General features: G+C 64.3%; 23 protein-coding genes. 13 read left to right on the top strand and 10 right to left on the bottom strand.

Features of this window, described 5'->3' with window-relative positions:
* Positions 1 to 29 precede the first annotated feature (29 nt).
* The 9 genes from pbpC to FJ471_RS13070 all read left to right on the top strand — a co-directional run bounded on the left by pbpC (position 30) and on the right by FJ471_RS13070 (position 10339).
* Entirely contained in the window at positions 30 to 2120 is a 2091-nt protein-coding gene (gene pbpC / locus FJ471_RS13030; RefSeq protein ID WP_246684711.1) for a penicillin-binding protein 1C, read from the top strand.
* Positions 2121 to 2307: 187 nt separating this feature from the next.
* On the top strand, positions 2308 to 3060 hold the full coding sequence (locus FJ471_RS13035; RefSeq protein WP_140803580.1) for a M15 family metallopeptidase: 753 nt from the start codon (positions 2308 to 2310) through the stop codon (positions 3058 to 3060).
* 199 nt (positions 3061 to 3259) lie between these two features.
* The gene (locus tag FJ471_RS13040) at positions 3260 to 4288 is read left to right on the top strand and encodes a sulfate ABC transporter substrate-binding protein (protein WP_140803582.1); all 1029 of its coding nucleotides are present in this window, start codon (positions 3260 to 3262) and stop codon (positions 4286 to 4288) included.
* A gap of 93 nt (positions 4289 to 4381) precedes the next feature.
* Positions 4382 to 5233 (top strand): sulfate ABC transporter permease subunit CysT, encoded by an 852-nt coding sequence (gene cysT / locus FJ471_RS13045; RefSeq protein ID WP_140803584.1) that lies wholly within the window; start codon positions 4382 to 4384, stop codon positions 5231 to 5233.
* On the top strand, positions 5226 to 6110 hold the full coding sequence (gene cysW, locus FJ471_RS13050) for a sulfate ABC transporter permease subunit CysW (RefSeq protein ID WP_140803586.1): 885 nt from the start codon (positions 5226 to 5228) through the stop codon (positions 6108 to 6110). Before cysT ends, cysW begins: the two co-directional genes overlap by 8 nt.
* Positions 6111 to 6124: 14 nt before the next feature.
* The gene (locus FJ471_RS13055; protein WP_140803588.1) at positions 6125 to 7165 is read left to right on the top strand and encodes a sulfate/molybdate ABC transporter ATP-binding protein; all 1041 of its coding nucleotides are present in this window, start codon (positions 6125 to 6127) and stop codon (positions 7163 to 7165) included.
* Between the two features lie 193 nt (positions 7166 to 7358).
* On the top strand, positions 7359 to 8345 hold the full coding sequence (locus FJ471_RS13060) for a sulfate ABC transporter substrate-binding protein (RefSeq protein WP_140803590.1): 987 nt from the start codon (positions 7359 to 7361) through the stop codon (positions 8343 to 8345).
* A 235-nt stretch (positions 8346 to 8580) separates the two neighbouring features.
* Positions 8581 to 9030 carry an Rrf2 family transcriptional regulator gene (locus FJ471_RS13065; protein WP_027167615.1) on the top strand — a complete coding sequence of 150 codons (450 nt, stop codon included), beginning with the start codon at positions 8581 to 8583 and terminating at the stop codon, positions 9028 to 9030.
* 163 nt (positions 9031 to 9193) lie between these two features.
* Positions 9194 to 10339, top strand: a complete 1146-nt coding sequence (locus FJ471_RS13070) for a hypothetical protein (protein ID WP_140803592.1) — start codon at positions 9194 to 9196, stop codon at positions 10337 to 10339.
* A gap of 12 nt (positions 10340 to 10351) precedes the next feature.
* Here FJ471_RS13070 and FJ471_RS13075 read toward each other — a convergent pair whose 3' ends face one another.
* The 7 genes from FJ471_RS13075 to FJ471_RS13105 all read right to left on the bottom strand — a co-directional run bounded on the left by FJ471_RS13075 (position 10352) and on the right by FJ471_RS13105 (position 18453).
* Positions 10352 to 10855 carry a gluconokinase gene (locus FJ471_RS13075; RefSeq protein WP_246684712.1) on the bottom strand — a complete coding sequence of 168 codons (504 nt, stop codon included), beginning with the start codon at positions 10853 to 10855 and terminating at the stop codon, positions 10352 to 10354.
* Positions 10856 to 10899: 44 nt separating this feature from the next.
* A complete protein-coding gene (locus tag FJ471_RS13080; protein WP_140803594.1) occupies positions 10900 to 11886 on the bottom strand; it encodes an ABC transporter permease in 987 nt (328 codons plus the stop codon).
* Positions 11883 to 12863: an ABC transporter permease gene (locus tag FJ471_RS13085; protein ID WP_140803596.1), complete on the bottom strand. Its 981-nt coding sequence runs from the start codon at positions 12861 to 12863 to the stop codon at positions 11883 to 11885. The genes FJ471_RS13080 and FJ471_RS13085 overlap by 4 nt, the downstream gene beginning before the upstream one ends.
* The gene (locus FJ471_RS13090) at positions 12860 to 14404 is read right to left on the bottom strand and encodes a sugar ABC transporter ATP-binding protein (protein ID WP_140803598.1); all 1545 of its coding nucleotides are present in this window, start codon (positions 14402 to 14404) and stop codon (positions 12860 to 12862) included. Before FJ471_RS13090 ends, FJ471_RS13085 begins: the two co-directional genes overlap by 4 nt.
* Before the next feature lie 73 nt (positions 14405 to 14477).
* Entirely contained in the window at positions 14478 to 15605 is a 1128-nt protein-coding gene (locus FJ471_RS13095) for a sugar ABC transporter substrate-binding protein (RefSeq protein ID WP_140803600.1), read from the bottom strand.
* Positions 15606 to 16048: 443 nt separating this feature from the next.
* A complete protein-coding gene (locus FJ471_RS13100; protein ID WP_140803602.1) occupies positions 16049 to 17077 on the bottom strand; it encodes a LacI family DNA-binding transcriptional regulator in 1029 nt (342 codons plus the stop codon).
* A gap of 143 nt (positions 17078 to 17220) precedes the next feature.
* Positions 17221 to 18453: an MFS transporter gene (locus tag FJ471_RS13105; protein WP_140803604.1), complete on the bottom strand. Its 1233-nt coding sequence runs from the start codon at positions 18451 to 18453 to the stop codon at positions 17221 to 17223.
* 157 nt (positions 18454 to 18610) lie between these two features.
* On the opposite strand from FJ471_RS13105, the gene FJ471_RS13110 reads away from it, so the two are divergent.
* Positions 18611 to 18898, top strand: coding sequence for a DUF3175 domain-containing protein (locus FJ471_RS13110; protein ID WP_140803606.1), 288 nt, complete (start codon positions 18611 to 18613; stop codon positions 18896 to 18898).
* Positions 18899 to 19195: 297 nt separating this feature from the next.
* On the opposite strand, the gene FJ471_RS13115 is transcribed toward FJ471_RS13110, so the two are convergent.
* Positions 19196 to 19972, bottom strand: coding sequence for a FadR/GntR family transcriptional regulator (locus FJ471_RS13115; RefSeq protein ID WP_140803608.1), 777 nt, complete (start codon positions 19970 to 19972; stop codon positions 19196 to 19198).
* Between the two features lie 81 nt (positions 19973 to 20053).
* On the bottom strand, positions 20054 to 20950 hold the full coding sequence (locus FJ471_RS13120; RefSeq protein WP_140803610.1) for an NAD(P)-dependent oxidoreductase: 897 nt from the start codon (positions 20948 to 20950) through the stop codon (positions 20054 to 20056).
* Here FJ471_RS13120 and FJ471_RS13125 point away from each other — a divergent pair.
* Entirely contained in the window at positions 20934 to 22034 is a 1101-nt protein-coding gene (locus FJ471_RS13125; protein ID WP_281408528.1) for an NAD(P)-dependent oxidoreductase, read from the top strand. The genes FJ471_RS13120 and FJ471_RS13125 overlap by 17 nt on opposite strands.
* A 102-nt stretch (positions 22035 to 22136) precedes the next feature.
* Here FJ471_RS13125 and FJ471_RS13130 read toward each other — a convergent pair whose 3' ends face one another.
* Positions 22137 to 23126: a sugar-binding protein gene (locus FJ471_RS13130; RefSeq protein ID WP_073985322.1), complete on the bottom strand. Its 990-nt coding sequence runs from the start codon at positions 23124 to 23126 to the stop codon at positions 22137 to 22139.
* 452 nt (positions 23127 to 23578) lie between these two features.
* Between FJ471_RS13130 and FJ471_RS13135 the strand changes: the two genes are divergently transcribed.
* A complete protein-coding gene (locus FJ471_RS13135; RefSeq protein ID WP_140803614.1) occupies positions 23579 to 24322 on the top strand; it encodes an ATP-binding cassette domain-containing protein in 744 nt (247 codons plus the stop codon).
* Positions 24323 to 24364: 42 nt separating this feature from the next.
* Positions 24365 to 25363, top strand: coding sequence for an ABC transporter permease (locus tag FJ471_RS13140; protein WP_140803616.1), 999 nt, complete (start codon positions 24365 to 24367; stop codon positions 25361 to 25363).
* The last annotated feature ends 71 nt before the right edge of the window (positions 25364 to 25434 follow it).

Here is a 25434-nt window from a genome sequence, read left to right on the forward strand (position 1 = left end):
GTGCCGGCAGGCGGATGAGGGGCAGCGACATGCTCTCCAAGAAACTCTTCAGACGAACCGCAATCGCAGGCCTCTGCATCGCCGGCTTCGCAGCGCTTTCGATCGCCGCGCTCTGGGAGCTCGACCGCGCCTTCCCGCCGCCATTGCCGGCGAAGCTGACGGTCTCGACGGAGGTCCAGGACCGTGACGGACAGCTGTTGCGCGCCTTCGCGACGCCGGACGGCTACTGGCGGCTCGAAACCCGCCTCGATCAGGTCGACAAGCAATTCGTCGACATGCTGGTCACCTATGAAGACAAGCGCTTCTGGGATCACCGCGGCGTCGACCTGCTGGCGCTGTGCCGGGCCGCCGGCCAGCTCGTCACAAGCGGCCATATCGTGTCCGGCGGCTCGACCTTGTCGATGCAGCTTGCCCGGCTGATCGAGCCGCGCGACAGCCGCAGCCTCGGCTCCAAGCTCAAGCAGATGCTGCGTGCCATCCAGATCGAACGGCGGCTCAGCAAGCAGGAAATCCTCGAACGCTACCTGACGCTGGCGCCCTACGGCGGCAATCTCGAAGGCGTGCGCGCCGCGTCGCTCGCCTATTTCGGCAAGGAGCCGAAGCGGCTCACCGTGTCGGAAGCCGCCCTGCTCGTGGCGCTGCCGCAATTGCCGGAAAAACGCCGGCCCGACCGCAACCTGGACACCGCCCACGCCGCGCGCGACCGCGTGCTGACCCGCATGGTCTCGGCAGGTCTGCTCGGCGAGCGCGAAGCCGTGCGCGCCGCGCTCGATGATGTTGCCGGCCTGCGCCGCAAGCTGCCGGCGCTGGCCGCGCATGCCTCCTATGCCATGCTGCCCAAGGCCGTGCCCGGCAAGCCGTTGCAGCTCACCATCCGCAAGAGCGTGCAGCAAGGGCTGGAACAGGTGGCAAGGGATGCCGCCTGGAAGCTCGGACCAAAACTTTCCGTCGCCATGGTCATGGCCGATGCGCGCACCGGCGACATCCTCGGCGAAGTCGGCTCCGCCAATTTCTTCGACGCCAGCCGCTCCGGCTGGATCGACATGACCAAAGTGGTGCGCTCGCCCGGCTCGACGCTCAAACCTTTCATCTACGGACTTGCCTTCGAGCAGGGCCTGGTGGCTCAGGAGATGATCATCGAGGACAGCCCAGCCGATTTCGGCGGCTACCGTCCAAAGAATTTCGACATGGGTTACCAGGGCGATGTCTCGATCCGCCAAGCGCTGCAATTGTCGCTCAACGTGCCGGCGATCCGGGTGCTCGACGCCGTCGGTCCGGCGCGGCTGACGGCGCGCTTCCGCCAGGCCGGCGTCAACCCGATCCTGCCGGTCAACGAGGCGCCAGGCCTGGCGATCGGGCTCGGCGGCGTCGGCGTGACGTTGCGCGACCTGGTGCAGCTCTATACGGGGCTCGCCAATGGCGGCAAGATGCACACGCTGCATGACGGCACCGAGCCGGCCAATGCCGAGCGCACCACCGCCACCATCCTCGACGACCAGGCGGCCTGGCAGATCAACGATATCCTATCCGGCGTGAAGCCGCCGGAAGGCGCCATGCAGCGCGGCATCGCCTACAAGACCGGCACCTCCTACGGCTATCGCGATGCCTGGTCGGTCGGTTTCGACGGCCGCTACGTGCTGGGTGTGTGGGTCGGCCGCGCCGATGCGAGCCCCGTCCCCGGCCTGTCCGGCTATGTCTCGGCGGCACCCATCCTGTTCGAAGGCTTCGTCCGTTCCGGCCTTGCCAGCGTGCCGCTGCCCAGCCGGCCGCCGGGCGTCTTCAACCCCAAACGCGATGAACTGCCGGTAACGCTTGCCCGCTTCGGCGCCGGCGCCGACGGTCTGGTGCAGGCCACCGTCACCGAGCCGGCGCCGACCATCATCTTCCCGCCCAATGGCGCGCGCGTCGACCTCGGCACGAATTCAGCCGATGCCACGCCGCTGGTGTTGAAACTGCAAGGCGGCCGCGCGCCGTTCCGCTGGCTCGCCAACGGCAAGCCGCTAGCCGGCATCGACCGCCGCCGCACCGCGACCTGGCAGCCCGACGGCACCGGCTATTCGACGCTGACGGTGATCGATGCGGCCGGACGCGCGGCGAGCGTGAAGGTGTTCGTTGAGTAGAACGCGGCAAGCGATTCAGCGGGTTGCGCTTGCTGGCCTGAGGTCCGGCGCGAGGCCCCCCTCTCTGGCCTGCCGGCCATCTCCCCCGCAAAGGGGGAGATTATTCGCTTCGAGGCCCTCGCGAATCTTCAACCTTGTAAAGGCGGAGGCGGCGCCGAAACTTCCAATCTCCCCCCTTGCGGGGGAGATGCCCGGCAGGGCAGAGAGGGGGGCCTCGCGCCAACCTTTGTTGGGAACGTTCTTCGCGGCGCTTGCGCTGGCAATCGCGAGCCCTCTCTCGGCCCACGCCGATCCCCTGCCCGCCGGCTTCGTCAGGCTTGCCGATGTCGACCCGACCATCCGCCAGGACATCCGCTACGCCGGCCTCGACAACTTCCTGCACCGCAAGGCCGATGGCTATGACGCGCCGGTCTGCATCCTGACCGCGCAGGCGGCGAAGGCGCTGTCCGTCGTCCAGAAGGCAATGGCCGCCAGGGGCCTGACGCTGGTCGTCTTCGACTGCTACCGCCCGGCCCGCGCCGTTGCCGACATGGGCAAATGGACCAGGGAAGGCGGCCCGCCGGATCCGCAATGGTATCCGACCGTCCAGCGCGGCGACCTTATCGCCAAGGGCTATGTCGGGGAGTTGTCCAGCCATTCGCGCGGCTCGACGGTCGACCTCGCCATCGCCGGGGCCGGCAAGAAAAGCGCCGTTCATCCGGCCTGCGGCGCGCTCGACGGCGGCACGCTCGACTTCGGCACCGGTTTCGACTGCTTCGATCCGACGAGCGAGACGGCGCACCGCCCTCTTTCCGCCGAAGCGGCAGCGAACCGCAGGATGCTGCTTGCCGCCATGCGTGCCGCCGGCTTCCGCAACTATGCGCGCGAATGGTGGCACTTCACCCTGGTCAAAGAGCCTTTCCCGAAACAGCGCTTCGATTTTCCGGTCACCGCCGATTGAGCCACCAGGCTTGCCCTGGCCTCGACCGTTTCTAATTAGCCCGGCTGACGGGACGCATGCGGTCAAAGCTGAGGAAGTTATTTCCTCTACCAGCCCAATCACGGCGAAAAATTGCTTCGAGGAGGCGAAAAAGGCAACATTCAATGCATCTAAATTCTATAAACTCGGTAGAGTTCGCAGCAGTTCAACGGAGGTGGGAATGACCAAACCTCATTTCAGGAAACTGCTCGGCGCGCTGGTCGCCACATCTGTCCAGTTCGGCACGCTCGGTTTCGCGTTCGCCGACACGACCATTTTGAATGTGTCCTACGACCCGACACGTGAACTTTACAAAGCCTATGACGAGGCGTTTGCCGCGCACTGGAAGGCAGAGACCGGCGAAACCGTGACCATCCAGCAGTCGCATGGCGGATCCGGCGCGCAGGCCCGGGCGGTGATCGACGGCCTCGACGCCGATGTCGTGACGCTGGCGCTGGAGGGCGACATCAACGCCATCGTCTCGAAGACGAAGAAGATCAACCCGGACTGGCGCACGAAGTTCGAGAACAACTCGGCACCTTACACCTCGACCATCATCTTCCTGGTGCGCAAGGGCAATCCCAAGGGCATCCACGACTGGAGCGATCTGGTGAAGGACGGCGTCCAGGTGATCACGCCGAACCCGAAGACTTCCGGCGGCGCGCGCTGGAACTATCTTGCCGCCTGGGCCTATGCAAACGCCAATGACGGCAACGACGAAGCCAAGACCAAGGAGTTCGTCGGCAAGCTTTATGCGAACGTCCCGGTCCTCGACACCGGCGCGCGTGGCTCGACGGTGACCTTCGCGCAGAAGGGCCTGGGCGACGTGCTGATCGCCTGGGAGAATGAAGCCTATCTCGCGCTCGACGAATTCGGCGCCGACAATTTCGACATCATCTACCCGCCGACCTCGATCCTGGCGGAGCCGCCGGTCGCGGTCGTCGACGCCAATGTCGATGCCAAGGGCACGCGCAAGGTCGCGGAGGCCTATCTGGGCTGGCTCTATTCCAAGGAAGCCCAGACCATCATCGCCAAGAACCACTATCGCCCGGCCAAGCCCGACCTGGTGCCGGCCGAGGACCTTGCCAAGCTCCCGGCAATCAAGCTGGTCACCATCGACGACCCGCAATTCGGCGGCTGGAAGAAAGCGCAGCCTTACCATTTCGGCGACGGTGGTATATTCGACCAGATCTACAAGCCGGCGCAGTGAGGCCGGGCGGCCGGTAAGGCTCCCGGGCATACCGGCCGGATGCGACCGCGCAAAGCCATTCTGGTTTGAATAGAAGGGACGATCCAGAACAGCATGACCACAGCACCCGCCAAGGCGGGGTGGCGGTTCAGACAGCCGAGTGTCATTCCGGGCTTCGGATTGACGCTCGGCTTCTCGCTTGCCTACCTCACGCTCATCATCCTCATCCCGCTTTCGGGGCTGGTCTGGCGTTCGGCCGCGCTCGGCTGGACCGATTTCTGGGCGATCGCCGTTGACCGACGCACCCTCAACGCGCTGAAGATAAGCTTCGGCACCGCCTTCCTGGCGGCTGTCGTCAACGTCGTGTTCGGCACCCTCGTCGCCTGGGTTCTGGTCCGCTACCGTTTCCCCGGCCGCCGCATCGTCGACGCGATGGTCGACCTCCCCTTCGCCCTGCCCACGGCCGTCGCCGGCATCGCGCTCACCACGCTCTATGCGCCGAACGGCTGGATCGGCCATCTCCTGATGCCGCTCGGCATCAAGGTCGCCTATACGCCGCTCGGCATCGTCATCGCGCTGGTGTTCATCGGCCTGCCCTTCGTCGTGCGCACCGTCCAGCCGATCATGGAAGAACTCGACAAGGAGGTCGAGGAAGCGGCCGCCACGCTCGGCGCCAGCCGTTTCCAGATCATCACCCGCGTGCTTTTCCCGGGCCTGGCGCCGGCGATCGTCACCGGCTTCTCGCTCGCCTTCGCGCGCGGCGTCGGCGAATACGGCTCGGTCATCTTCATCGCAGGCAACCTGCCTTTCAAGTCCGAGATCGCGCCGCTTCTGATCGTGATCCGGCTCGAGGAGTACAATTACGAGGCGGCGACCGCGATCGCCGCGATCATGCTGGCGCTTTCTTTCCTGATGCTTCTGGTCGTCAATCTCGTCCAGACATGGAGCCGCAAGCGCTATGGCTGATCCCGAGATCAAATCCTACGAGCCGCATCACGAGAGCCAATCGGCAGCGGTGACCGAAAGCCGGCCCGTCAAGGCCGTGCTGATGGCAATCGCCCTTGCCTTCCTTGCCGTCTTCCTGCTTTTGCCGCTGATCGTCGTCTTCCATGAGGCGCTGGCCAAAGGCATCGGCGCCTACATGGAGGCCCTTTCCGGCCCCGACACGCGCTCCGCCATCCGCCTGACATTGCTTGTGGCGGCGATCTCGGTGCCGCTCAACGTCGTCTTCGGCATCTCGGCCGCCTGGGCGATCGCCAAGTTCGAATTCAAGGGCAAGGCCTTCCTGACCACCCTCATCGACCTGCCCTTCTCGGTGTCGCCGGTCATCTCGGGCCTTGTCTATGTGCTGCTCTTCGGCGCGCAAGGTCTGCTCGGCGCCTGGCTGAAGGCGCATGGCATCGTCATCCTCTTCGCCGTGCCCGGCATCGTGCTGGCCACCATCTTCGTCACCTTCCCCTTCGTCGCGCGCGAGCTCATCCCGCTGATGCAGGAACAAGGCAATGGCGACGAGGAGGCGGCGCTTTCGCTGGGCGCCAGCGGCTGGCAGGCCTTCTGGTACGTGACGCTGCCCAACGTCAAATGGGGGCTGCTCTACGGCGTGCTTTTGTGCAACGCGCGCGCCATGGGCGAGTTCGGCGCGGTCTCGGTCGTGTCGGGCCACATACGCGGCCTCACCAACACCATGCCGCTGCATGTCGAGATCCTCTACAACGAATACAACGCCGTCGGCGCCTTTGCCGTCGCTTCGCTGCTCGCCGGCCTGGCGCTGGTGACGCTGGTCTTGAAAACGCTTCTCGAGATGCGCTACGGCGCCGAGCTCGCCGCCACGCGCGGGCACTGACAAAGGTCTTTTTTATGGAAGTTCGCGTTGCCAACGTGCGCAAGGAGTTCGAGCGGTTTCCGGCGCTCCATGACGTCTCGCTCGATATCAAATCGGGTGAACTGATCGCCTTGCTGGGCCCGTCCGGCTCCGGCAAGACGACGCTGCTCAGGCTGATAGCCGGGCTGGAGCGGCCGACACGGGGAAAAATCTTCTTCGGCGACGAGGACGCCTCGCAGAAGTCGATCCAGGAGCGCAATGTCGGCTTCGTCTTCCAGCATTACGCGCTGTTCCGACACATGACGGTTGCCGACAATATCGGCTTCGGCCTGAAGGTAAGGCACGGTGCAGCAAGGCCGTCGGGGCAGGAAATCCGCCGCCGGGCGCTCGAACTGCTCGACCTCGTCCAGCTGTCGGGCCTGGAAAAACGCTATCCGGCACAGCTTTCCGGCGGTCAGCGCCAGCGCGTGGCTTTGGCCCGCGCCATGGCGATCGAGCCCAAGGTGCTTTTGCTCGACGAACCGTTCGGCGCGCTCGACGCGCAGGTCCGCCGCGAGCTGCGCCGCTGGCTGCGCGAGATCCATGACCGCACCGGCCATACGACCGTCTTTGTCACGCATGACCAGGAAGAAGCGCTGGAGCTCGCCGACCGCGTCGTGGTCATGAGCCAGGGCCGCATCGAGCAGGTCGGCACCGCCGACGATATCTACGACACGCCGAACTCGCCCTTCGTCTACTCCTTCATCGGCGAGTCGAGCTCGCTGCCGGTCAAGGTCGAGAACGGCGAGGTCTGGATCGCCGACCGGCCGATCGGCTTGCAGGCGCCGCATGCGCCCCCCGGCGAGGCGGTTCTCCACTTCCGCCCGCATGACGTCGACCTGCTCGACGGCTGCAGCGGCTGCATCGCCGGAACGGTTGCCGCCAGCCGCCGCGTTGCCGGCACCAGGCGGGTCGAGCTCGAGGTCGGCGGCGAGCGCCGGCGCGTCGAGATCGAGCTGCCGGTCGACCATCCGGCCGCGCAGAAGAGCCGCGTCGCCTTCAGGCCGCGGCGCTGGAAGCTTTTTCCCGCATCCTGAACCGTTTTCCACTCCGGCGCCCCGGCTTGACGCCATCCATGAATCCGCCTGGAAGAAAATCCTAGCAAAGAGCTGTTTTGGCGAGATTTTTTCCAGTGCTTTGCCCACCGCTCGGAGCGCGTGCCTCGTCGCACCAGGCTTTCCCGACTATGGTCTCGCCATAGCTTGATGCATTTCCAAGGAGCCTGTTTTCATGAAGCGTCTATTGTTCGGCATCGCAGCTGTTGCCGGCCTCGTCCTCGCGTCCTCCCAAGCCTGGTCGGCCGACAAGCTTTTGAATGCATCCTATGACGTCGGCCGCGAGCTGTTCGTCGCCGTCAACAAGGCCTTCATCGCCAAGCACCCGGGCGTCACCGTCGATCAGTCGCATGCCGGCACCTCGGCGCAGGCGCGCGCGATCGCCGAAGGTCTTGGCGCCGATGTCGTCACCTTCAACCAGGTCACCGACGTCGATTTCCTGGTCAAGAAGGGTCTTGTCTCACCCGGCTGGCAAAAGGATTTCCCGGACAACGCCTCGCCCTTCTACTCGCTGCCGTCCTTCCTGGTCCGCGCCGGCAATCCCAAGCACATCAAGGACTGGAACGATCTGGTGCGTGACGACGTGCAGGTGATCTTCCCGAACCCGAAGACGTCCGGCAATGCGCGCTACACCTACCTCGCCGCCACCGCCTACGCCAAGGAAGCCTTCAAGGGCGACGACGCCAAGGCGAAGGAGTTCATCACCAAGCTCTTCAACAACGTGCCGATCTTCGACACCGGCGGCCGCGCCGCCACCACCACCTTCGTCCAGCGTGAGATCGGCGACGTGCTGATCACCTTCGAGTCGGAGACGCGCGGTATCCGCAAGGAATACGGCGACGACAAGTTCGAACAGGTCACGCCTTCGGTCAGCCTGCTGGCCGAGTTCCCCGTGGCGGTCGTCGACAAGGTCGCCGACGAGCACGGCAGCCGCGACCTCGCCAAGTCCTATCTCGACTTCCTCTACACGGCCGACGGCCAGGAGATTGCCGCCGAGAACGGTCTGCGGGTTCGCGACGCGACGGTCGCCGCCAGGCACAAGGCCGACTTCCCGGATGTCCGGCTGCTGACTGTCGAGGAAGTCTTCGGCGGCTGGGACAAAGTACAGAAGGAGCATTTCGCCGCCGGCGGACTGCTCGATCAGGCCTATGGCAGCCGCTGAACCGCTATACAATCAGGAAGCGCAGGAAAGCCGGCTTTAGCCGGCTTCCTCATTTAAGCCGGCCGGCATTTCGCGGGGGAAATCTGGCGTCCAACGTGAAAAACGTTACGAAGAATCAACGCGTTTGTGCCTAAGCTGCCGGGCAAATTGTTGGGCCAGGCGGTCAACTGTCATGATTTGCACACAAACAACCGCCAGATGCAGGCGCATTGGGGTTTGATGGACTGAATCGGGCATGCTGACCAAAAAAGGCAAATACGGCCTCAAGGCCCTCGTGCATCTTTCCAGCCTGCCGGCTGGCCAGCTTGCATTCGTCAACGACATCGCTGTCGCCAACAACATCCCGAAGAAATTCCTGGATGCGATTCTGGGCGAGTTGCGCAATGCCGGTTTCGTCCAGAGCCGCAAAGGCAAGGAAGGCGGCTACCGCCTCGCCCGGCCTGCTTCCGAGATCAAGATCGGCCATGTCGTGCGCGTGCTCGACGGCCCGCTGGCGCCGATCCCCTGCGCCAGCCGCACGCAATACCAGCGCTGCGAGGATTGCGACGAGGCCACCTGCCAGGTCCGCCACATGATGCTGGAAGTGCGCCAGGCGATCGCCGAGGTGCTCGACAACCGCAGCCTCGCCGCCATGCGCGACGCCGACAACGACGATTTTCCAGCGGAGCTCACCTCTCAGATTTGAGGCAATTCGAGCAAGCGGTAGCGGCCGGGTTCCGCCCTTCGCCTCAGCCTTCCGTCCGCAATTGCGCCCAGCGACAAGTCGCCCGCCGGCCTTGTCGCCCTCGGTTGCCAGTCTACGGCGGACGCAGTAAAGCGGCTGGGAGGATGAAACAGGGCTCTGACGCATGAGGCTGCCTTGGCTTGGCAATTCCCGCAGGGCCAGCCGGCAACCGACGTCGAACGACCTCTATCACACCGAGATTACTGCCGACGTTCCGGTGCCGGAGCGCAACGAGTCGGTTCGTTTCTTCAGCCGCAAGGTTATCCGCCCCGGAAAACTGCGCCGCTTCACCAATCGGGATCTGCGCGAGAGCCTGCTTTCCTGTTTCTATCTCGGCGTAGCGGCGATGCTGCCGGTGTCCTGGTGGGGACCCATCTGCGGCTGGGTGTCCGGGCTCAGGCGCAAGCGCCACTTTCGCAAGGAATTTGCCCGCTACGACATCGCGGTGAAGGCCGTGCTCGGCAATGCCGCCGACACGAAAAGCATGTTCGAGGCGCAACTCACCGCCGTTCACCGCAGGCGGCTGACGCTTGCGGCGCATCTCGTCGCCTGCTGGCGCTGGTCGCCGGCGATCCGGCTGGAAGGCCTCGAAGCGCTGCAACAAGCCTTGCGCAACGGGCGCGGCGCGATCGTATGGTGCGACCAGTTCACGGCGCAGACGATCATGGGCAAGCGCGCCCTGCATGAGGCGGGCGTCGATGCCCATCAGGTGAGCGCGCAGTATCACGGCTTCTCGCCGAGCCAATTCGGCTACCGCGTGATCAACCCGCCATTGGTCAAGGTCGAGAACCGCTTCCTGAAAAGCCGGATCGTCTTTGAGCGCACCGACGCCTATCAGGTGACCACGCGCATCCAGAAAACCCTGAAGGCAAACGGCGTTGTGCTGATGACCAACACCGCCTATGCCGGCTCCGCCTTCACCGAGGCCGCCATGGGCGAGCGCGGCTGGACCCACCTCGCCTCGGCGCCGGCAAACTTCGCCGCGCGCGCGGGTGCCGCGCTGTTCCACATGGCGACCATCGAGACGGTGCCTTTTCGCCAGTATCGGTCGATCGTCAGCGAGCTGAGCGCGGGTCCGCAGGCGTCGGCTTCGCCGGCAAGAGACACGGCGGCGAAGAACCTCGCTGTCCAGGCGCGATACATCCTGTCGAAGCGCGACCATATGCTCGAAACGCTCGGACTCTGTCCGGAGCAGATGATGGCCTGGTCGAGCGCCGTGCGGCTGACCGAGCGGCCAACCGAGGCCGCGATCGGCAACGACGGCGCATGAATACCAACTGACCTAGCTGACGACCGCTTTTAGGATCCCGGCAACACTTCGCGTTCCGTCGACCGTCACGGCCCGTTCGTCGACCGCAGGCTCTTCTAGCGTGGCGAACTGGCTGTCGACCAGGCTTGCCGGCATGAAATGGGCCTTGCGGTTGGCGACCCGGCGCCAGGCGGTCTCGCGATCGATCTTCAGATAGAGGAAGACCGTGCCGGGGCAGAAGCGGCTCAGCCGGTCTCGGTAGGCGCGCTTCAGCGCCGAGCACGCCGCCACCGCCTTTCGTCCATCGGCAACGGAGGTCGCGATACGCTCGCCTATGGCGTCGAGCCAGCCCGCGCGCAACGTATCCGTCAGCGGCTCGCCGCGCGCCATGCGCGCGACATTCCCCGGCGGATGCAACCGGTCTCCTTCGATGAAGTCGGCGCCCAACGCCTTGGCGAGCGCCTCGCCGACGGCCGTCTTGCCGCAACCGGCAACACCCATCACGACGATGGCCGGCGCCGTCCGAAGATCGTTCATGCGAAGCTCCGGGATCTGCGGTCTTGCCCTCGCCTCATCCACGGTCAGCGGCTTGCCGGCGCGCGCCCGTAGAGCAGAAGCATGGCGACGATGACGACACCATAGATGATCTGCCGCCCCGCTTCCGGCATCTGCATGACCGAGAGGATGGATTGCAACAGCGTGATCAGGATCACGCCGGCCACGGTGCCCAGATAGGAGCCACGCCCGCCCAGGATCGACGTGCCGCCCAGCACGACGGCGGCGATCGACGGCAGGAGATAGGCATCGCCCATCGACTGCGCCGCCTTGGATGCATAGCCGGCCAGAAGCACGCCGCCAAAGGCCGACAGCCCGCCGGAGACGGCGAAGGCGATCAGCACGATACGGCGCGTGTCGATGCCGGAAAGGTAGGCGGCGCGCTCGCGATTGCCGATACCGTAGACGGCGCGGCCGAAGCTGGTGCGGGTCAGCACGAAGACCATCGCAGCGCCGATCAGCGCCCAGATGATGACGGCGTTGGGAACGCCCGGAATGGTGAAGCCGGTGGCGAGATAGCGCATCGCCGCCGTCGCCGAATCCTGCGGCGAGAAGCCGCCAGTGTAGACCACCATCAGCCCTTGCGCGACGGCGTTGGTGGCCAAAGTGATGATCATCGAGGGGATGCGCAGATAGGCGACACCGATGCCGTTGACGACGCCGATCGCCACGCCGCACAGGACGCCGAATGGGATGGCGAGAGCAACGCCGACCGGCCCGTAGGCGGCGGCCGCGCAGGCCATCATGGCGCCGGCGGCCACGGCCCATGGCACGGAGAGGTCGATCTGGCCAAGCAGGATGACCAGCATCATGCCGGTGGCGATGACGCCGAGGAAGGACGCGACCTTCAACTGCTGCAGCAGATATTCCGGCGACAGGAAGCTGCGCGAATAGAGGCTGCCGAGCAGGAGCAGGATCACGATGCAGGCAAAGGCCGTGAGCACCGCCGGATCGGCGCGGCGGATGAATTTCGGCATGCGGCCGGCGATGCCGCCAAGCGTCGTTTCGCTCACAGGAACCACTCCAACCGGTTGCGCACCCGAAACAGCGCGAAAGCGCCGAGGCTGACCGCGATCAACAGGATAACGCCCTGGAACAACGGCTGCCAGAGCGGATCGAAGTCGAAGACGAACAACAGGTCGCCGATGGTGCGGAAGGCAAGCGCGCCGAAGATCGCGCCGATGGCGCTGCCCTTGCCGCCGAACAGCGACACCCCGCCAAGCACGACGGCCGCGATCGAGAACAGCGTGTAGGCGTTGCCGCTCGCATAGGCCGCCTCGCCCGTATAGGTGAAAAAGGTCAGGAACAGGCCGCCGACCGAGGCCAGCAGGCCTGCCAGCGCATAGGCGATGAACTTGCCGCGCCGGATCGGCACGCCGGACATATAGGCTGCCGTTTCCGACGAGCCCGCGGCGTAAGCCGCGCGGCCGAACTCCGAGCGGCTGAACGGCACCCAGACGACCAGCACGACGATCAAGAGCGCGACCAGCGAGGTCGGGATCACGTCGAACAGCTTTCCCGTCAGCGCGTCGGCCAGGTCCTCATTGACCGATCCGCCCGGAAACGGCCGCAGCAAAAGACCAATGCCGTAATAGACGGCACCCGTGGCAATGGTGGCGACGATCGGCTGCAGGCGTCCATAGATGACGATGGCGCCGTTGATCGCCCCGCAGACCAGCCCCGCCGCCAGGACCGCGATCACGCCGAGCGTGGTCTCCAGCGGCGTGCCGACCACCAGCCAGGACGCCAGGCAGTTGGTGAGGAGCAGGATCATGCCGACCGACAGGTCGATGCCGGCGGTGATCACCACCAGCGTCTGCGCCATGGCGACGAAGGCCAGAAGCACGCCCTTGTTGGCTGCTGTCTGCACGACATTGGCGGTGAACCCCGCGGGATGGTTCGTCGTGTAGATGATGAACATGACGATGAAGATGCCGAGCGCCAGCAGCGCCCCGCGCTGCTCGGCCAGTAAGTAGCGCCAATCCTTCACGCGCCCGCTCCCTGCTTCATGTCGGCGCCATCGCCGTGGATGTTGAGCGCGCTGGCGATCAGCGCGTGCTCGGTGATGTCGGCGCCGACGAGCTCGCGCTTGACGCTGCCATCATAGAGCACGAGCACGCGGTCGCAGCAGCCGATCAGTTCGTCATAATCGGTCGAATAGAACAGGATGGCGGCGCCGGCATCCGCCAGCTTGCGCATCAATTGGTAGATCTCCTGCTTGGTGCCGACATCGATGCCGCGCGTCGGATCGTTGAGAAGGATGATGCGCGGTTGCCGCATCAGCCATTTGGCGATGACGACTTTCTGCTGGTTACCGCCCGAGAGCGCGCCGACGGGAATGTCGAGCCCCGCCGTTTTGATCGCCAGCAGTCCGACCATGTCGTCGATCAGGCGCTGCTCGGCGGCGCGATCGATGATGCCGCCCTTGGCCAGCCGGTCGAGGGCCGCGAAGGAGAGGTTTTCGCGCACCGTCATCGGCAGCATCAACCCCTCGGTCTTGCGATCCTCGGGGATCAGCGCCATGCCGACGCGCTCGTCGCTGGCGGCGCGCGGGCTGGAGATGGAAGCCGGCTTGCCGTCGATCAGCACCTCGCCGCGCAAGCCGCGCAGCACGCCGAAAAAGGCAAGCAGCAATTCGCGCTGCCCCTGCCCGTCGAGACCGCCCAGGCCGACGACCTCGCCGGCCTTGACGCTCAGCGAAATATTGTCCAGCCGGTCGGCCCAGGAGAGATTGCGCGCTTCGAGCACCGGCGTGGCGGCCGGAGCGGCGACGGGTTTCGGCGGGAAGATGTGGCTGTATTCGCGGCCGATCATCAGCTCGACCACTTCATTGTCGCTCTTCGATCCGGCCGGGTAGCTCGCGACGTTGCGGCCGTTGCGGAACACCGTGCAATGGTCGGCGAGCTCGGCGATCTCGTTCATGCGGTGCGAGATGTAGAGCAGCGCCAGTCCTTCCGCGCGCAGCCGCTTCAGCACCTCGAAGACCTTGGCGACATCCGCCGCCGTCAGCGCCGAGGTCGCTTCGTCGAGGATCAGGATGCGCGGCTTGCGGGCCAGCGCCTTGGCGATCTCCACCATCTGCCGGCGCGACAGCGGCAGGTCCTTGACCAGGGCGCGCGGATGGATGTCGGAAGCGCCGGCGCGTGCCAGCGCTTCTTCAGCGATCTGCCGCTGCGCCTTGCGGTCGATCATGCCGAAGCGCTTCGGCGGATCGGAAATGACGATGTTGTCGGCGACGCTCAATTCCGGGACGAGCGAAAGTTCCTGGAAGATGCAGACGATGCCGGCCTGGTTGGCGGCGGCCGGCGAGGCGAAACTCACCTCGCGCCCGTCCAGCGTCATGCGGCCTTCGTCGGGCGCCACGACGCCCGCCATGGTCTTGATCAGCGTCGACTTGCCGGCGCCGTTCTCACCGAGAATGGCGTGGATGCTGCCGGCGGTAACTTCAAGATCGGCCTTTTCCAAGGCCCTTACGCCGCCATAGCGCTTGGATATGCCTTCCATGCGGAAGAGCGGGACCGCACCGTCCATTGAGCCTCCAGGTGATATCTGCATGAGGCGGCGCCGCGGCTGATCCGCGGCGCCAGGTCATCGATTTGGAAGCTTACTGGTCCGCCTTGGTCTGGCCCATGATTTCCTGCGCGCTGAAATTGATGCCGCAGGTCGGGAAGGAGTTGCCGACGAAGAAATTGTCGGATTCCTTCGGGAAATAATCGGTGCCTTCCTTCATGCTCGGATCCGAGGCGATCGCCAGCGGCAGCTTGATTTCCTGCGGCACGACCTCGCCTTCAAGCGCCGCGATCGCGGTCTTGATGGCGACGGCAACCTGTGCCGGGCCGGAGCCGGCGGAGGTGCACTTCAGGCCGTCGGCCGAATGTGCCGCGCAGAATTTGCGGAAGCCGTTCTCGGTTTCGCCGCCGAATGGCACGAAGGGATGCTTGGCATCCATCATCGCCTGGACGATGCCGGTGTCGCCGCCCTGGCCGGTGATGCCGTCGAACGGACCGTTGGTGGCAATTGCGTCGGCGGTCACCTTCTGCGCCACGCCGTCATCCCACTTGCCGGCGACCTCGGTGACGTCCCACTTCTTGCCGGAAGCATCCAGCACCTCATGGATGCCGTTGTGGCGGTCGGTATCGACCGAGGTGCCGGCGACGCCGCGCACTTCGAGGATCTTGCCGCCGTTCGGCACCTTGTCGACCAGCCACTTGGCCCACAACTCGCCAAGGCCCTTCTGGTCCACGTTGACGTTGATGGCGTCCTTGGTGTCGAGGATGTTGTCGAAGGCGACCAGCACGATGCCGGCTTCCTTGGCGCGCTTGATGACCGGACCGAAAGCGGTCGGGTTCTGCGCGTCGGTGACGATCGCGTCATAGCCGGAATCGATGAAGTTGTTGATCGCCGAGATCTGCGCCGGAACGTCCTCGCCGGTCGAGACGACCTTGAATTCCTTGATCTTGGCCTTCACGTCCGGCTGCGCCGCATAAGCCTTTGCCGTCTGCACCATCTGGATGCGCCATGTGTTGGCGATATAGCCGTTGGAGAAGGCGATCCGGAACGGGCCCTCCTTCTTGGGGAACTTGAAGAACTTAGTGTCCGCCGACCATGGCGCGAAGCAGTCCGGCTGCGCGGCGGGGCCGGAGACGACTTCCGGTCCGGCGGCCATGGCGGCCGAATGGAGCATGACGAACGCAGTGGCGGCAACGACGCCGCCAACGAGTGACTTGATCATCGGTATTCCTCCCAATTTGCAGATCTGCTGAATGAAGTCCTGACACGCTCGGCGGCACCCTCCTGCCGAACCGAGATGCTTGCCGGGCGACGTGGATCGCCCTGCCTTCTCCTCTTCCCTCACCCTCCGGGACGGTGAGAAAACTATCATATTATACATAATAAACAAGCTTGAGCTGTTGCTTATGTATAATAAACAGGTCTGAACCATGCCGAATGTTGATTTTACAGACAAATGGTAGCGCTACCATGCAGAGCTGTAAAGCGCCGCTTTCGTCATTTTTCCGTGTTCTTAAAGAGCGCCTCCCGAACAGTGCGCAGCGATTGGCCCGGCGTTTCCGCCGCGGCCCTAGAGCATGATTCCGAAAAGTGGGATCCGGTTTTCGACAAGGTCATGCTCCAACAAAGAGTTAGAGCGTTATGGCGATTCAACGAAATTACGCCCTAACGCGCGGTGCTCTCGCGCCGCATGAGCTCGAAACCGAGATCGACGATCCGCTGTTCCGGCCGGTTTCCGGCGATCGCCGCCAGCGCCATGGCGACGGCGCGGGTGCCGATTTCATAGCGGTGCGTCCGCACGCTGGTGATCGAGGGAAACGACACCTGCATCATGTCGAGATCGTTGAAGCCGGCAATGCCGATCTGCTTGGGCACATCGATGGAAGCGCGATGGCATTCGAACAGAACCCCGAGCGCGATATCGTCATTGTTGCAGAACACGCCGTCGAGCGTCGGCATCTTGGCCAGCGCGTCGCGGAACAATTCGCGCCCGAGCGTCACGCTTGACGGCACCGGCGTGGTGGTGATCAGCCGCGGATCGAACAGGCCGGCGGCCTCCATGGCGGCGCGGTAGCCGGCAAGGCGTCGCTGCGAGCGCGGGTCCATCCGCGCGCCGATAAAGCCGATCTTGCGATATCCGGCTTGCAGGAGGTGCTCGGCGGCCGTCCTGCCGCCGTCGAGATGCGAGAAGCCGACCATCATGTCGACCGGGTCCGGCCCGGTCTCCATCACCTGCACCACCGGGCACCCGGCATTCTCCAGCAGCCGTCGTGCGCCGGGCGTCTGGTCGATGCCGGCCACGATCAGCGCCGCGGGGCGTTGCGATCCGAAGACTTGCAGCAGCCGCTCTTCCTCGAGCCCCGAATAATGTGTGTTGCCGATCTGGATGCGGAACGGACTGTCGGAAAGGCTGTCATAGATGCCGCGCACCACTTCGGCGAAGACGTTGTTGGTCAGCGAAGGCACCAGTACGCCGAACACCTCGGCGCGCGCCGAGGCAAGCGCGCGGGCATTCGGGTCGGGCACGTAGCCGAGCTCGTCGACCGCGGCCTGTATCTGCCGTCGCAGATCCTCCGACACCCGCCCGGGCTCACGCAGCGCCCGCGATACTGTGATCGCGCCGACACCGGCCTTGCGCGCCACGTCGGCAATGGTCGGACGGCCGCCGCCACGGCGGGAGCGCGGCTTGGTCAAAGCCCTGTTCCCCCATCGTCGATGCGCAGCCGCAACATCGGGATCGGCATCCGTGTCATCGCGCCACCAAGCCAACTTTGCCCGTTGGCGTCGCGCATGCCTCAACCGTTGTCAAGCAAGCCGACGTCGGCGCCCTAGGCGCGTCAGGCGATCGCTGCTGTGCTGCGGTTGGCTTTCCACATCAAAAGCACGATGGCTCCGAGATTGACGAGGTTCCAGCCGATCCCGTTCAGGAAGGCGGCGGCGTAGGATCCGGTGAGGTCGTAGATCCAGCCCGACATCCAGCCGCCCACCGCCATGCCGAAGATCGTCGCCATCAGGACGATGCCGACGCGCTGGCCGGCTTCCTTTGCCGGCATATAGTCGCGCACGATGATGGCGTAGCAGGGCACGATCCCGCCTTGCGACAGGCCGAACACCAGCGAAACGACATAGAGCGAGGCAAGCCCGTCGAAGGGGATGTAGAAGAGCAGCGACAGGCACTGCAGCGCCGAGCCGATCAGCAACGTCTTCACCGCGCCGATGCGATCGGCGAGGAAGCCTGAGCCGATGCGGCTGATCACCCCGGCCGCCAGCATGATCGACAGCATGTCGGCGCCATGCGCGACGCCGTAGCCGAGATCCATGCAATAGGCGACGATATGCACCTGCGGCATCGACATCGCCATGCAGCAGCCGAAGCCGGCGATCACCAGCAGGACCTGCAGTTGCGAAGGCGACAGCGAGATCGGCTGCACCGGCCGTCCGCGCGGCGCGCCGGAGGCACCTTCATGCGGCGCGCGCCGGCGCAACATCAGGACCAGCGGCACCATGGTGACGAGGCAAACGACCCCGATCGCCGCGTAGGTGAAGCGCCAGCCATGGCCTTGCATCGTATAAGGCATGATCGTCGGCCAGATCGCCCCGGCAATATAATTGCCTGACGCCGCCACCGTCACCGCGACGCCCCGGCGGCGGTTGAACCAGTGCGAGACGTCGGCGATCAGCGGCCCGAAGATCGCCGAACAGCCGACACCGATCAGCAGTCCTTGGGCAAGCGTGACGCCGAGGATCGAACTGGCGAGCGACGCCGACAGAAACCCCGCGCCAAGCGCGAGCGAAGCGGCGAGTGCCGGCAACCAGTATCCGAAGCGGTCGATGGCGCGCCCGATGACCGCATTGCCGGCGGCAAATCCCACCATCGTCGCGGTATAGGGCATCGACGCGGCGGCGCGGTCGACGCCGAATTCGGCCTGCACCGCGGGCAGGACCACGACCACCGCCCAGGTGCCGACCCCGCCGATCGTGGCCAGCAGCAGGGAAATGCCAAGCCGCGTCCATGCATAGAAGCTGTCGATACCGGCGTTGTTTGCCGCGTTTGCTGGAACTGTCGTCACGGCGTCTCCTGTCCGCGATTTCTTCAAAATCGCGTGTTTGAGCGCACTATCGGCGCATTTGCCGAGCCGAGCAGCGCCACGGCTGGCAAATCCGTGGCTCCAGAAACCGGAACCCGCCTCCCCTCATGGCGTTTTTGCCTGAAGGAAGGAGTTCGCCATGACCGCCAGGAAAAAATGGTCGGCCGACGTGACAGAACACAGCGATGCGATGGATCTCGAGGATCATGTCTTCGAATCCGACGACGCCAGGAAGATCGCCGCTTCGCTGAAGCGCTCGGCCGAGCACAGCGACCGCCGCAAGGCCGAGCCGTTCCAATCCGCTATGTCGATGTTGAATTTCTACATCAACCGCGCCGGCAGCAACCTGCCCGAAGAGCGCAAGAAAGTGCTGGAAAAGGCGAAGGACGAGCTGCGCGTCGCCTTCGGCCGCGAAAAGCAGGATTGAGGGTTGCTGAGAGCGGCTGGCACTAGGTCCTCAACACAGGGATCTGGAAAGATCGCAGGCCTGTCGGGCAAGGCTATCAACGTCCGTTAGGGTAGTCAGCGCAAACGGTGGCGATAAGCTGAAGGCTCCTGAACCTCGTCATTCCTGGGTCTGCGCGCGTCGCTTCGCTCCTTGCTCCGCCCGTGGATGACGACCTCGACAGGCGTCTTGGCCAATCGCCAAGCCATGGGATCTGCCAATGCACGCATGGGCAGCGGGCAAAGTTTTTGTGCTGGAGAACTGGCCCGGTACAAGGCCTTAGCGCGAGTGGATCACTTCGTCGGTGTTGGCGAGCAGCTTGCGGACAGCGTTGCGCGCCGCATCCGGCCGCTTCAGGCGGATGTTCCGCTCGATCGCCTCATGCAGCTTCTGGGCGTGCTGCAGATCGTCCAGTTCGCGCGTCGTGTAGGTGAAGAGATGGTCGAAGGCGGATTCGATCAGCACGCCGAGCGGCACCAAAAGGTCGTTGCCGGAGGCCCTGAGGATGGCGAGATGGAAGCGCGTGTCGGCGCGGGTGCGCTCCTGCAGGCTGGTCGCCTCGCCCATCTCGCGGCAGGCCTGGCTGATCTCGGCCATCTGCTCGTCGGTGCGCCGCAGCGCCGCGAAGGCGGTGGCTTCCGGCTCGATGATATGGCGGAATTCCTGCACCGTCCTCAGGAAAACCACGCGATCCGGCGATGTCGCGTACCAGGACAGCACATCGCGGTCGAGCAGGTTCCAGCGTTCTTTCGGTTCGACCCAGCTGCCGATCTTCGGCCGCGACGCCAGCAGGCTCTTTGCCATCAGCATCTTGATCGCCTCGCGCACCGCCGAGCGGCTGACGTCGAAGGTCTCCGACCATTTCGCTTCGTTGGGCAGGATGGTGCCTGGCGGATAGTCGCCGCGCACGATCCTCAGCCCGATCTCGCCGGCCAAGGACGTGTGCACGCTGGCGCCCGGAATACGCGGCGCATTGGCCCGGCGAACGCCGGCCGGACGCTCCGTGGCTGCCGCCTTCGTCGGCTTTTTTTCGTTGTTCGGCTTCGCGTCCCGCATATGATCCAGAAAATCCGCTTTTGAGAGGCTGTCAAGCAACGTGCATGGATGTGCACAGCTCAACCGGCATTTGGCGCCGCCTCACGCTGTTTTGACATATTTGCGCCAGCTGTGCTCGGGCCGGAAGCCGAGCACGTCGCGCGCCTTGCGGTTCGAAAGCAGGGTCTCATATTCGCCGAGCTCGGCCTTGACCGGCACGCCCGGATAGAACCGCTTCAACAGCTCCGCCGTCGGCAGGTCCGACGAGGTATCATCATTGGCGGCGTTGAACACCTGGAAGCCCAGGCCATCTTTCTCGATGGCGCGCAAGGTGATCTGGCCAAGATCGCGCGCGTCGATGTAGCTCCAGGCGATGCGCTTGCGGAAGCCGGGATCGGCGAACCATTTCGGGAACAGCGAATATTCATGCGGCTCGATGACGTTGCCGATGCGCAGCGCATAGATGTCGGCGCCGCTGCGCAGCGAGAAGGCCCTTGCCGTCTTCTCGTTGACGATCTTGGACAGCGCGTAAGAGTCCATCGGGTCGACGTCATATGCCTCGTCGAGCGGGAAATGCGTGGGATTGCGCGGCTCGTTGGCGAAGACCAGGCCGTAGGTCGTCTCCGAAGAGGCGATGACGACCTTGCGGATGCCGAGCTTAACCGCCGCTTCAATGACATTATAGGTGCCCATCGCGTTGATGCGGAACACCTCGTTGTCCGGCGTGATCATGATGCGCGGGATGGCGGCGAAATGCACCACGGCGTCGACCGGCTGGGCTCTCAGCGACGGGTCGAACTCGTGCAGGCCCATATAGCTCGACAGCGCGTTGAAAACCTGGCCGCTGTCGGCGATGTCGGTGATCAGCGTGCGCACCTTCGGATTGTCGAGCGGCTTGGTGTCGATGTTGAGCACCTGGCAGCCATGTTCGACCAGATACTGAACGACATGCCGGCCTGCCTTGCCGCTGCCGCCGGTGAACATGATCCGCTTCGTCATTTTGCTCTCCACAACGCTCGGAAATTATGTGTATTGTCAGACAATATGGCAATCCGCAACCGCCCGCTACCGCGATCCGCGGAAACCTCCTCGACAATCGCCCGCCGCGCGGGCTCATCACCACGAAAGACAGGGAAGAGACGACATGAGCACCACCGCTGCCCGCGAAAACATCGGTTTCATCGGCCTTGGCCTGATGGGGCACGGCATCGCCAAGAACATCGTCGACAAGGGCTATCCGCTGACCTTCCTCGGCCGCAAGAACCGCAAGCCCGCCGAAGACCTGGCTGGCCGCGGCGCCAGGGAACTTGCTACATCTAGGGAAGTAGCTGCTGCCTCCGACATCGTCTTCATCTGCGTCACCGGCTCGCGCGAGGTGGAGGCGATCGTCCGCGGCCCCGGCGGACTGAAGGAAGGCCTGAAGCAAGGCTCCGTCGTCGTCGATTGCTCGACCTCCGATCCGGTCTCGACCGTGGCCCTGGCCGCCGAGCTCAAGGCGCTCGGCGTCGACTATGTCGATGCGCCGCTCAGCCGCACGCCCAAGGAGGCCTGGGAAGGCACGCTCGACGCCATGGTCGGGGCGCCGGACGCGGTGTTCGCCAGGCTGAAGCCGGTGATCGAGACCTGGGCCGGCCGCATTGTCCATATCGGCGACACCGGCGACGGCCACCGCATGAAGCTGCTCAACAACTTCGTCTCGCTGGGCTATGCCGCGATCTATTCGGAAGCGCTGGCGCTGGCGCAGAAGGTCGGCATCTCGCCGTCGCGCTTCGACAGCGTCATCCGCAACGGCCGCATGGATTGCGGCTTCTATCAGACCTTCATGCGCTGGACGCTGGAGGGAGACCGCGACGCGCACAAGTTCAGCATCGCCAATGCCTTCAAGGACCTGACCTATCTGGAATCGATGGCGGGCGCGGCCAGCATCGCCAACCCGCTGGGCAACGCCATCAAGAACTCCTTTGCGACCGCCTTCGCAGCCGGTCCCGCCGAGCAGTATGTGCCGATGCTCGCCACCCATATCGGCAAGCTCAACGGCGTCGACCTGATGCCCTCGAAGGACGGCGTGAAGCAGAAAATCTGAAAGCGCCCTGCCCTGGCCGACCGCGAAAGCGGGCGCCGGAAAAATCAGGGACGCCTTGCGGGCGCCCCTTTTTTGACGGTTGGCTTTGGATGCAGCCTGCGCCTACCTCTGGATGCAGGTGTCGGCCGTTTCCTTGGTGCATTCGTCGAGGCCGGTGAAGACCGGATCGTCGACTTTCTTGTTGCCGATGAGGTCGAGCATCACCGAAGGCGCCTTGTAGCCCATTTCGAACGGCCGCTGGCCGACCAGCGCGGTAACCAGGCCTTCCTTGGCGATCGCCACCTCGTCGCCGATCGTGTCGGCGGCGCCGATGACGAACTCGTTCTTGGCGATCTTGTCGGCCATCGGCTTGAACAGGTCGCGATAAGGCTGCGGGGCGCCGAACAGCGGCCAGCCGCCCATGATGCCGAAGGCATCGAGCTTCGGATTGGCGGCGAGGATGTCGGTCATCGCCTGCACGCCCTTGGCGCCGTCGTCATTGGTGAACACCGGGCAGCCGGCCACTTCGGTCCAGCCGCCTTCGCCGGCAAGGGCTGCAAGGCCTTCCTTGCCCGACAGCGCATCGCGCATGCCTTGCGCGCGGCGCAGGATGTTGTCGGCCGCCGGATTGCCCTCGATGGTGCAGATCGTGCCGCCATTCGGCTTGGCCTTCTTGATGTACTCGCCGATCTTCTTGCCCATCAGGTAGTTGTCGGTGCCGAGATAGGTCTTGCGAAGGGCTGCGTCTTCCTTGGCAAGGTCGGCGTCGACCGTCATGATCGGGATCGACGGATTGGCGCTCTTGATCGTCTGCGCGATCAGCGGTGCGTTCGACGGCGAGATCGCCATCGCCGCCGTGTCTGGCTTGCTCAGCATGTCCTGCACGATCTGCGCTTCGCCAGCTTCGTCCGAGGTCGATGCCGGGCCGGTGTAGAAGCATTCATATTCCGAGCTGGCGTTTTCCTTGTTCCACTTCTCGCAGCCCTGATGGATGGCTTCGAAGAACGGATTGTCGAGACCTTTTACCACGATGACGAGCTGTTTCTTGGCCAAAGCCGGCCCGGCGCCCAACGCCATGGCGGCGACGGCGGCAAGCAAAAGTGTTTTCCTCATATCAGTCCTCCCTTGAAACAGACGGACACCGCGTGCCCGCCACACTGATCAGCCCGGATACACAAGACCCATGACGAGCATCTCATGATGTTCGCGTCCTGCGCCGGGCTGATAAGCATTTGCCGATCCGTTTGCCCGAATGCTGGCGCAGCCGGATCCTTGACCTTCAAACCATTTGCCCGCCTTCCGCCGGACAGGCGGACGAGGAGCAAAGTCTTCCTCCGAGGCTTAGCTAATATCGGCTTTTCGCCAGCGTCAATTCCTATTTGTCCTACAAAACCGATTTTTCGTCGAGTCTCGAAATTAATCGTCTGACAATTGATTGACGCCCTTGTCCGCTTTTGCCTAAATGCGTGAACGCGCCGTTCGGGAGGAAATGGACGGAGCAACGACGCAAGCGGCGCCGGCCAGGCCGGCGGCAGCTGCGCGATAAATGGGGAGGCTTAAGGCTGGTGCCGGTTCTCGAACTCGCCAACATCTCGAAGCATTTCGGCGCCATCCAGGCGGTCAACGACGTCTCGTTCTCGCTGGAGGCTGGCGAGGTCGTCGGCCTGATGGGCGACAACGGCGCCGGCAAGTCGACGCTGGTCAAGATGATCGCCGGCAACTTCCATCCGAGCCATGGCACGATGCGCCTGGACGGCAAAGACCTTGTCCTGCACAAGCCCGCCGATGCGCGTCAGCACGGCATAGAGATCGTCCACCAGGACCTGGCGCTCTGCAACAACCTGACGGCCGCGGCCAACGTCTATCTCGGCCGTGAGCTGCGCCGCGGCATCGGCCCGTTCCGTATCCTCGACTATGGTGCGATGTACAAGCGCGCCGGCCAGCTCTTTGCCGAGCTGAAATCCGAAACGCGGCCACGCGACCTCGTCAAGCAGATGTCGGGCGGCCAGCGGCAGGCGGTGGCGATTGCCCGCACCATGCTGTCGCAGGCTAAGATCGTGCTGATGGACGAGCCGACGGCGGCGATCTCGGTCAGGCAGGTCGCCGAAGTGCTGAACCTGATCCGCCACCTGCGCGACCAGGGCATCGCCGTGGTGCTGATCAGCCATCGCATGCCGGACGTGTTCGACGTCGCCGACCGCGTCATCGTCATGCGGCGCGGCCGCAAGGTCGCCGACAAGAAGATCGCGTCGAGTTCGCCCGAGGAAGTCACCGGCTTGATCACCGGCGCCATCGAACAGGTTGCGTGATCGCGCTGATCCTCGCGCCCCACCTCTCAGGAAAGGTCGATAATGGCAGTCACCCTTGACCAGACGATCGCGCAGAAGCAGCACACTTTCCTGTCGCGGCTATTCTCCAACCAGACCTTCTGGGTGGTGATCGCGGTCATTCTCGCCTGCCTGTTCCTATCCTTTGCCACCGATTCCTTCGCCACCTCGAAGAACCTCTTCAACATCACCCGAAACGTCACCTTCGTCGCCATCGTGGCGCTCGGCATGACCTTCGTCATCATCACCGGCGGCATCGACCTTTCGGTCGGCTCGGTGCTTTGCCTGTCTTCGATGGTGCTCGCCGTCACCATGCATGCCGGCTATTCGATCGAGATCGGCATCCTGGCGTCGATCGCCACCGCGCTTGCGGTAGGCGCCTTCAACGGCGTGCTTATCGCCTATCTCGGCTTCCCGCCCTTCGTCGTGACGCTCGGCATGCTTTCGGTGGCGCGCAGCCTTGCCATGGTCGCCTCCAACAACACGGTGGTCTTCCAGTTTGGGCCGGATCATCAGAAGCTGCTCGCATTGGGCGGTGGCGCATGGGTGTTCGGCATCGCCAACCCCGTGCTCTACATGATCATCCTGGGGCTGATCACCGGTTTCACCCTGCGTTGGACCAAGTTCGGCCGCCACATCTTCGCTATCGGCGGCAACGAGCATGCGGCAACGCTGACCGGCGTTCCCGTCAAGCAGATCAAGGTCGCCGTCTACATGATCTCGGCGCTTTCGGCTGGGCTCGCCGGCATCATCCAGACCGGGTGGCTCGGCGCCGTCACCACCAATCTCGGCAACGGCATGGAGCTGCAGGTGATCGCCGCGACCGTCATCGGCGGCGCGGACCTCGCCGGCGGCGTCGGCACCGCCTTCGGCGCCATCGTCGGCGCAGCCCTGATCGAAGTGATCCGCAACAGCCTCGGCCTGCTTGGCATCAATGCCTTCTGGCAAGGCACTTTCATCGGCGGCGCGATCATCCTGGCCGTGCTCTTCGACCGCATCCGCAATTTCCGCCGCAGCGATTAGCTCCCCCTTCCCCCCTTCTAGGGGAAGGTGGCCGCGAAGCGGTCGGATGAGGGGTGCTCCAGGGAAGGCCA

The organism is Mesorhizobium sp. B2-7-1 (genome assembly GCF_006440735.1).
Classification (GTDB): Bacteria; Pseudomonadota; Alphaproteobacteria; order Rhizobiales; family Rhizobiaceae; genus Mesorhizobium.

Excerpts from the sequence above, each read along its gene's own strand:
- cysT (WP_140803584.1), top strand. The coding sequence starts at position 4,382 with ATGACCACAGCACCCGCCAAGGCGGGGTGGCGGTTCAGACAGCCGAGT.
- FJ471_RS13130 (WP_073985322.1), bottom strand. The coding sequence starts at position 23,126 with ATGAGGAAAACACTTTTGCTTGCCGCCGTCGCCGCCATGGCGTTGGGC.
- FJ471_RS13090 (WP_140803598.1), bottom strand. The coding sequence starts at position 14,404 with ATGGACGGTGCGGTCCCGCTCTTCCGCATGGAAGGCATATCCAAGCGC.
- pbpC (WP_246684711.1), top strand. The coding sequence starts at position 30 with ATGCTCTCCAAGAAACTCTTCAGACGAACCGCAATCGCAGGCCTCTGC.
- cysW (WP_140803586.1), top strand. The coding sequence starts at position 5,226 with ATGGCTGATCCCGAGATCAAATCCTACGAGCCGCATCACGAGAGCCAA.
- FJ471_RS13125 (WP_281408528.1), top strand. The coding sequence starts at position 20,934 with ATGATCCGCTTCGTCATTTTGCTCTCCACAACGCTCGGAAATTATGTG.
- FJ471_RS13095 (WP_140803600.1), bottom strand. The coding sequence starts at position 15,605 with ATGATCAAGTCACTCGTTGGCGGCGTCGTTGCCGCCACTGCGTTCGTC.
- FJ471_RS13065 (WP_027167615.1), top strand. The coding sequence starts at position 8,581 with ATGCTGACCAAAAAAGGCAAATACGGCCTCAAGGCCCTCGTGCATCTT.
- FJ471_RS13110 (WP_140803606.1), top strand. The coding sequence starts at position 18,611 with ATGACCGCCAGGAAAAAATGGTCGGCCGACGTGACAGAACACAGCGAT.
- FJ471_RS13115 (WP_140803608.1), bottom strand. The coding sequence starts at position 19,972 with ATGCGGGACGCGAAGCCGAACAACGAAAAAAAGCCGACGAAGGCGGCA.
- FJ471_RS13070 (WP_140803592.1), top strand. The coding sequence starts at position 9,194 with ATGAGGCTGCCTTGGCTTGGCAATTCCCGCAGGGCCAGCCGGCAACCG.
- FJ471_RS13040 (WP_140803582.1), top strand. The coding sequence starts at position 3,260 with ATGACCAAACCTCATTTCAGGAAACTGCTCGGCGCGCTGGTCGCCACA.
- FJ471_RS13120 (WP_140803610.1), bottom strand. The coding sequence starts at position 20,950 with ATGACGAAGCGGATCATGTTCACCGGCGGCAGCGGCAAGGCAGGCCGG.
- FJ471_RS13055 (WP_140803588.1), top strand. The coding sequence starts at position 6,125 with ATGGAAGTTCGCGTTGCCAACGTGCGCAAGGAGTTCGAGCGGTTTCCG.
- FJ471_RS13075 (WP_246684712.1), bottom strand. The coding sequence starts at position 10,855 with ATGAACGATCTTCGGACGGCGCCGGCCATCGTCGTGATGGGTGTTGCC.
- FJ471_RS13035 (WP_140803580.1), top strand. The coding sequence starts at position 2,308 with ATGCCCGGCAGGGCAGAGAGGGGGGCCTCGCGCCAACCTTTGTTGGGA.
- FJ471_RS13140 (WP_140803616.1), top strand. The coding sequence starts at position 24,365 with ATGGCAGTCACCCTTGACCAGACGATCGCGCAGAAGCAGCACACTTTC.
- FJ471_RS13060 (WP_140803590.1), top strand. The coding sequence starts at position 7,359 with ATGAAGCGTCTATTGTTCGGCATCGCAGCTGTTGCCGGCCTCGTCCTC.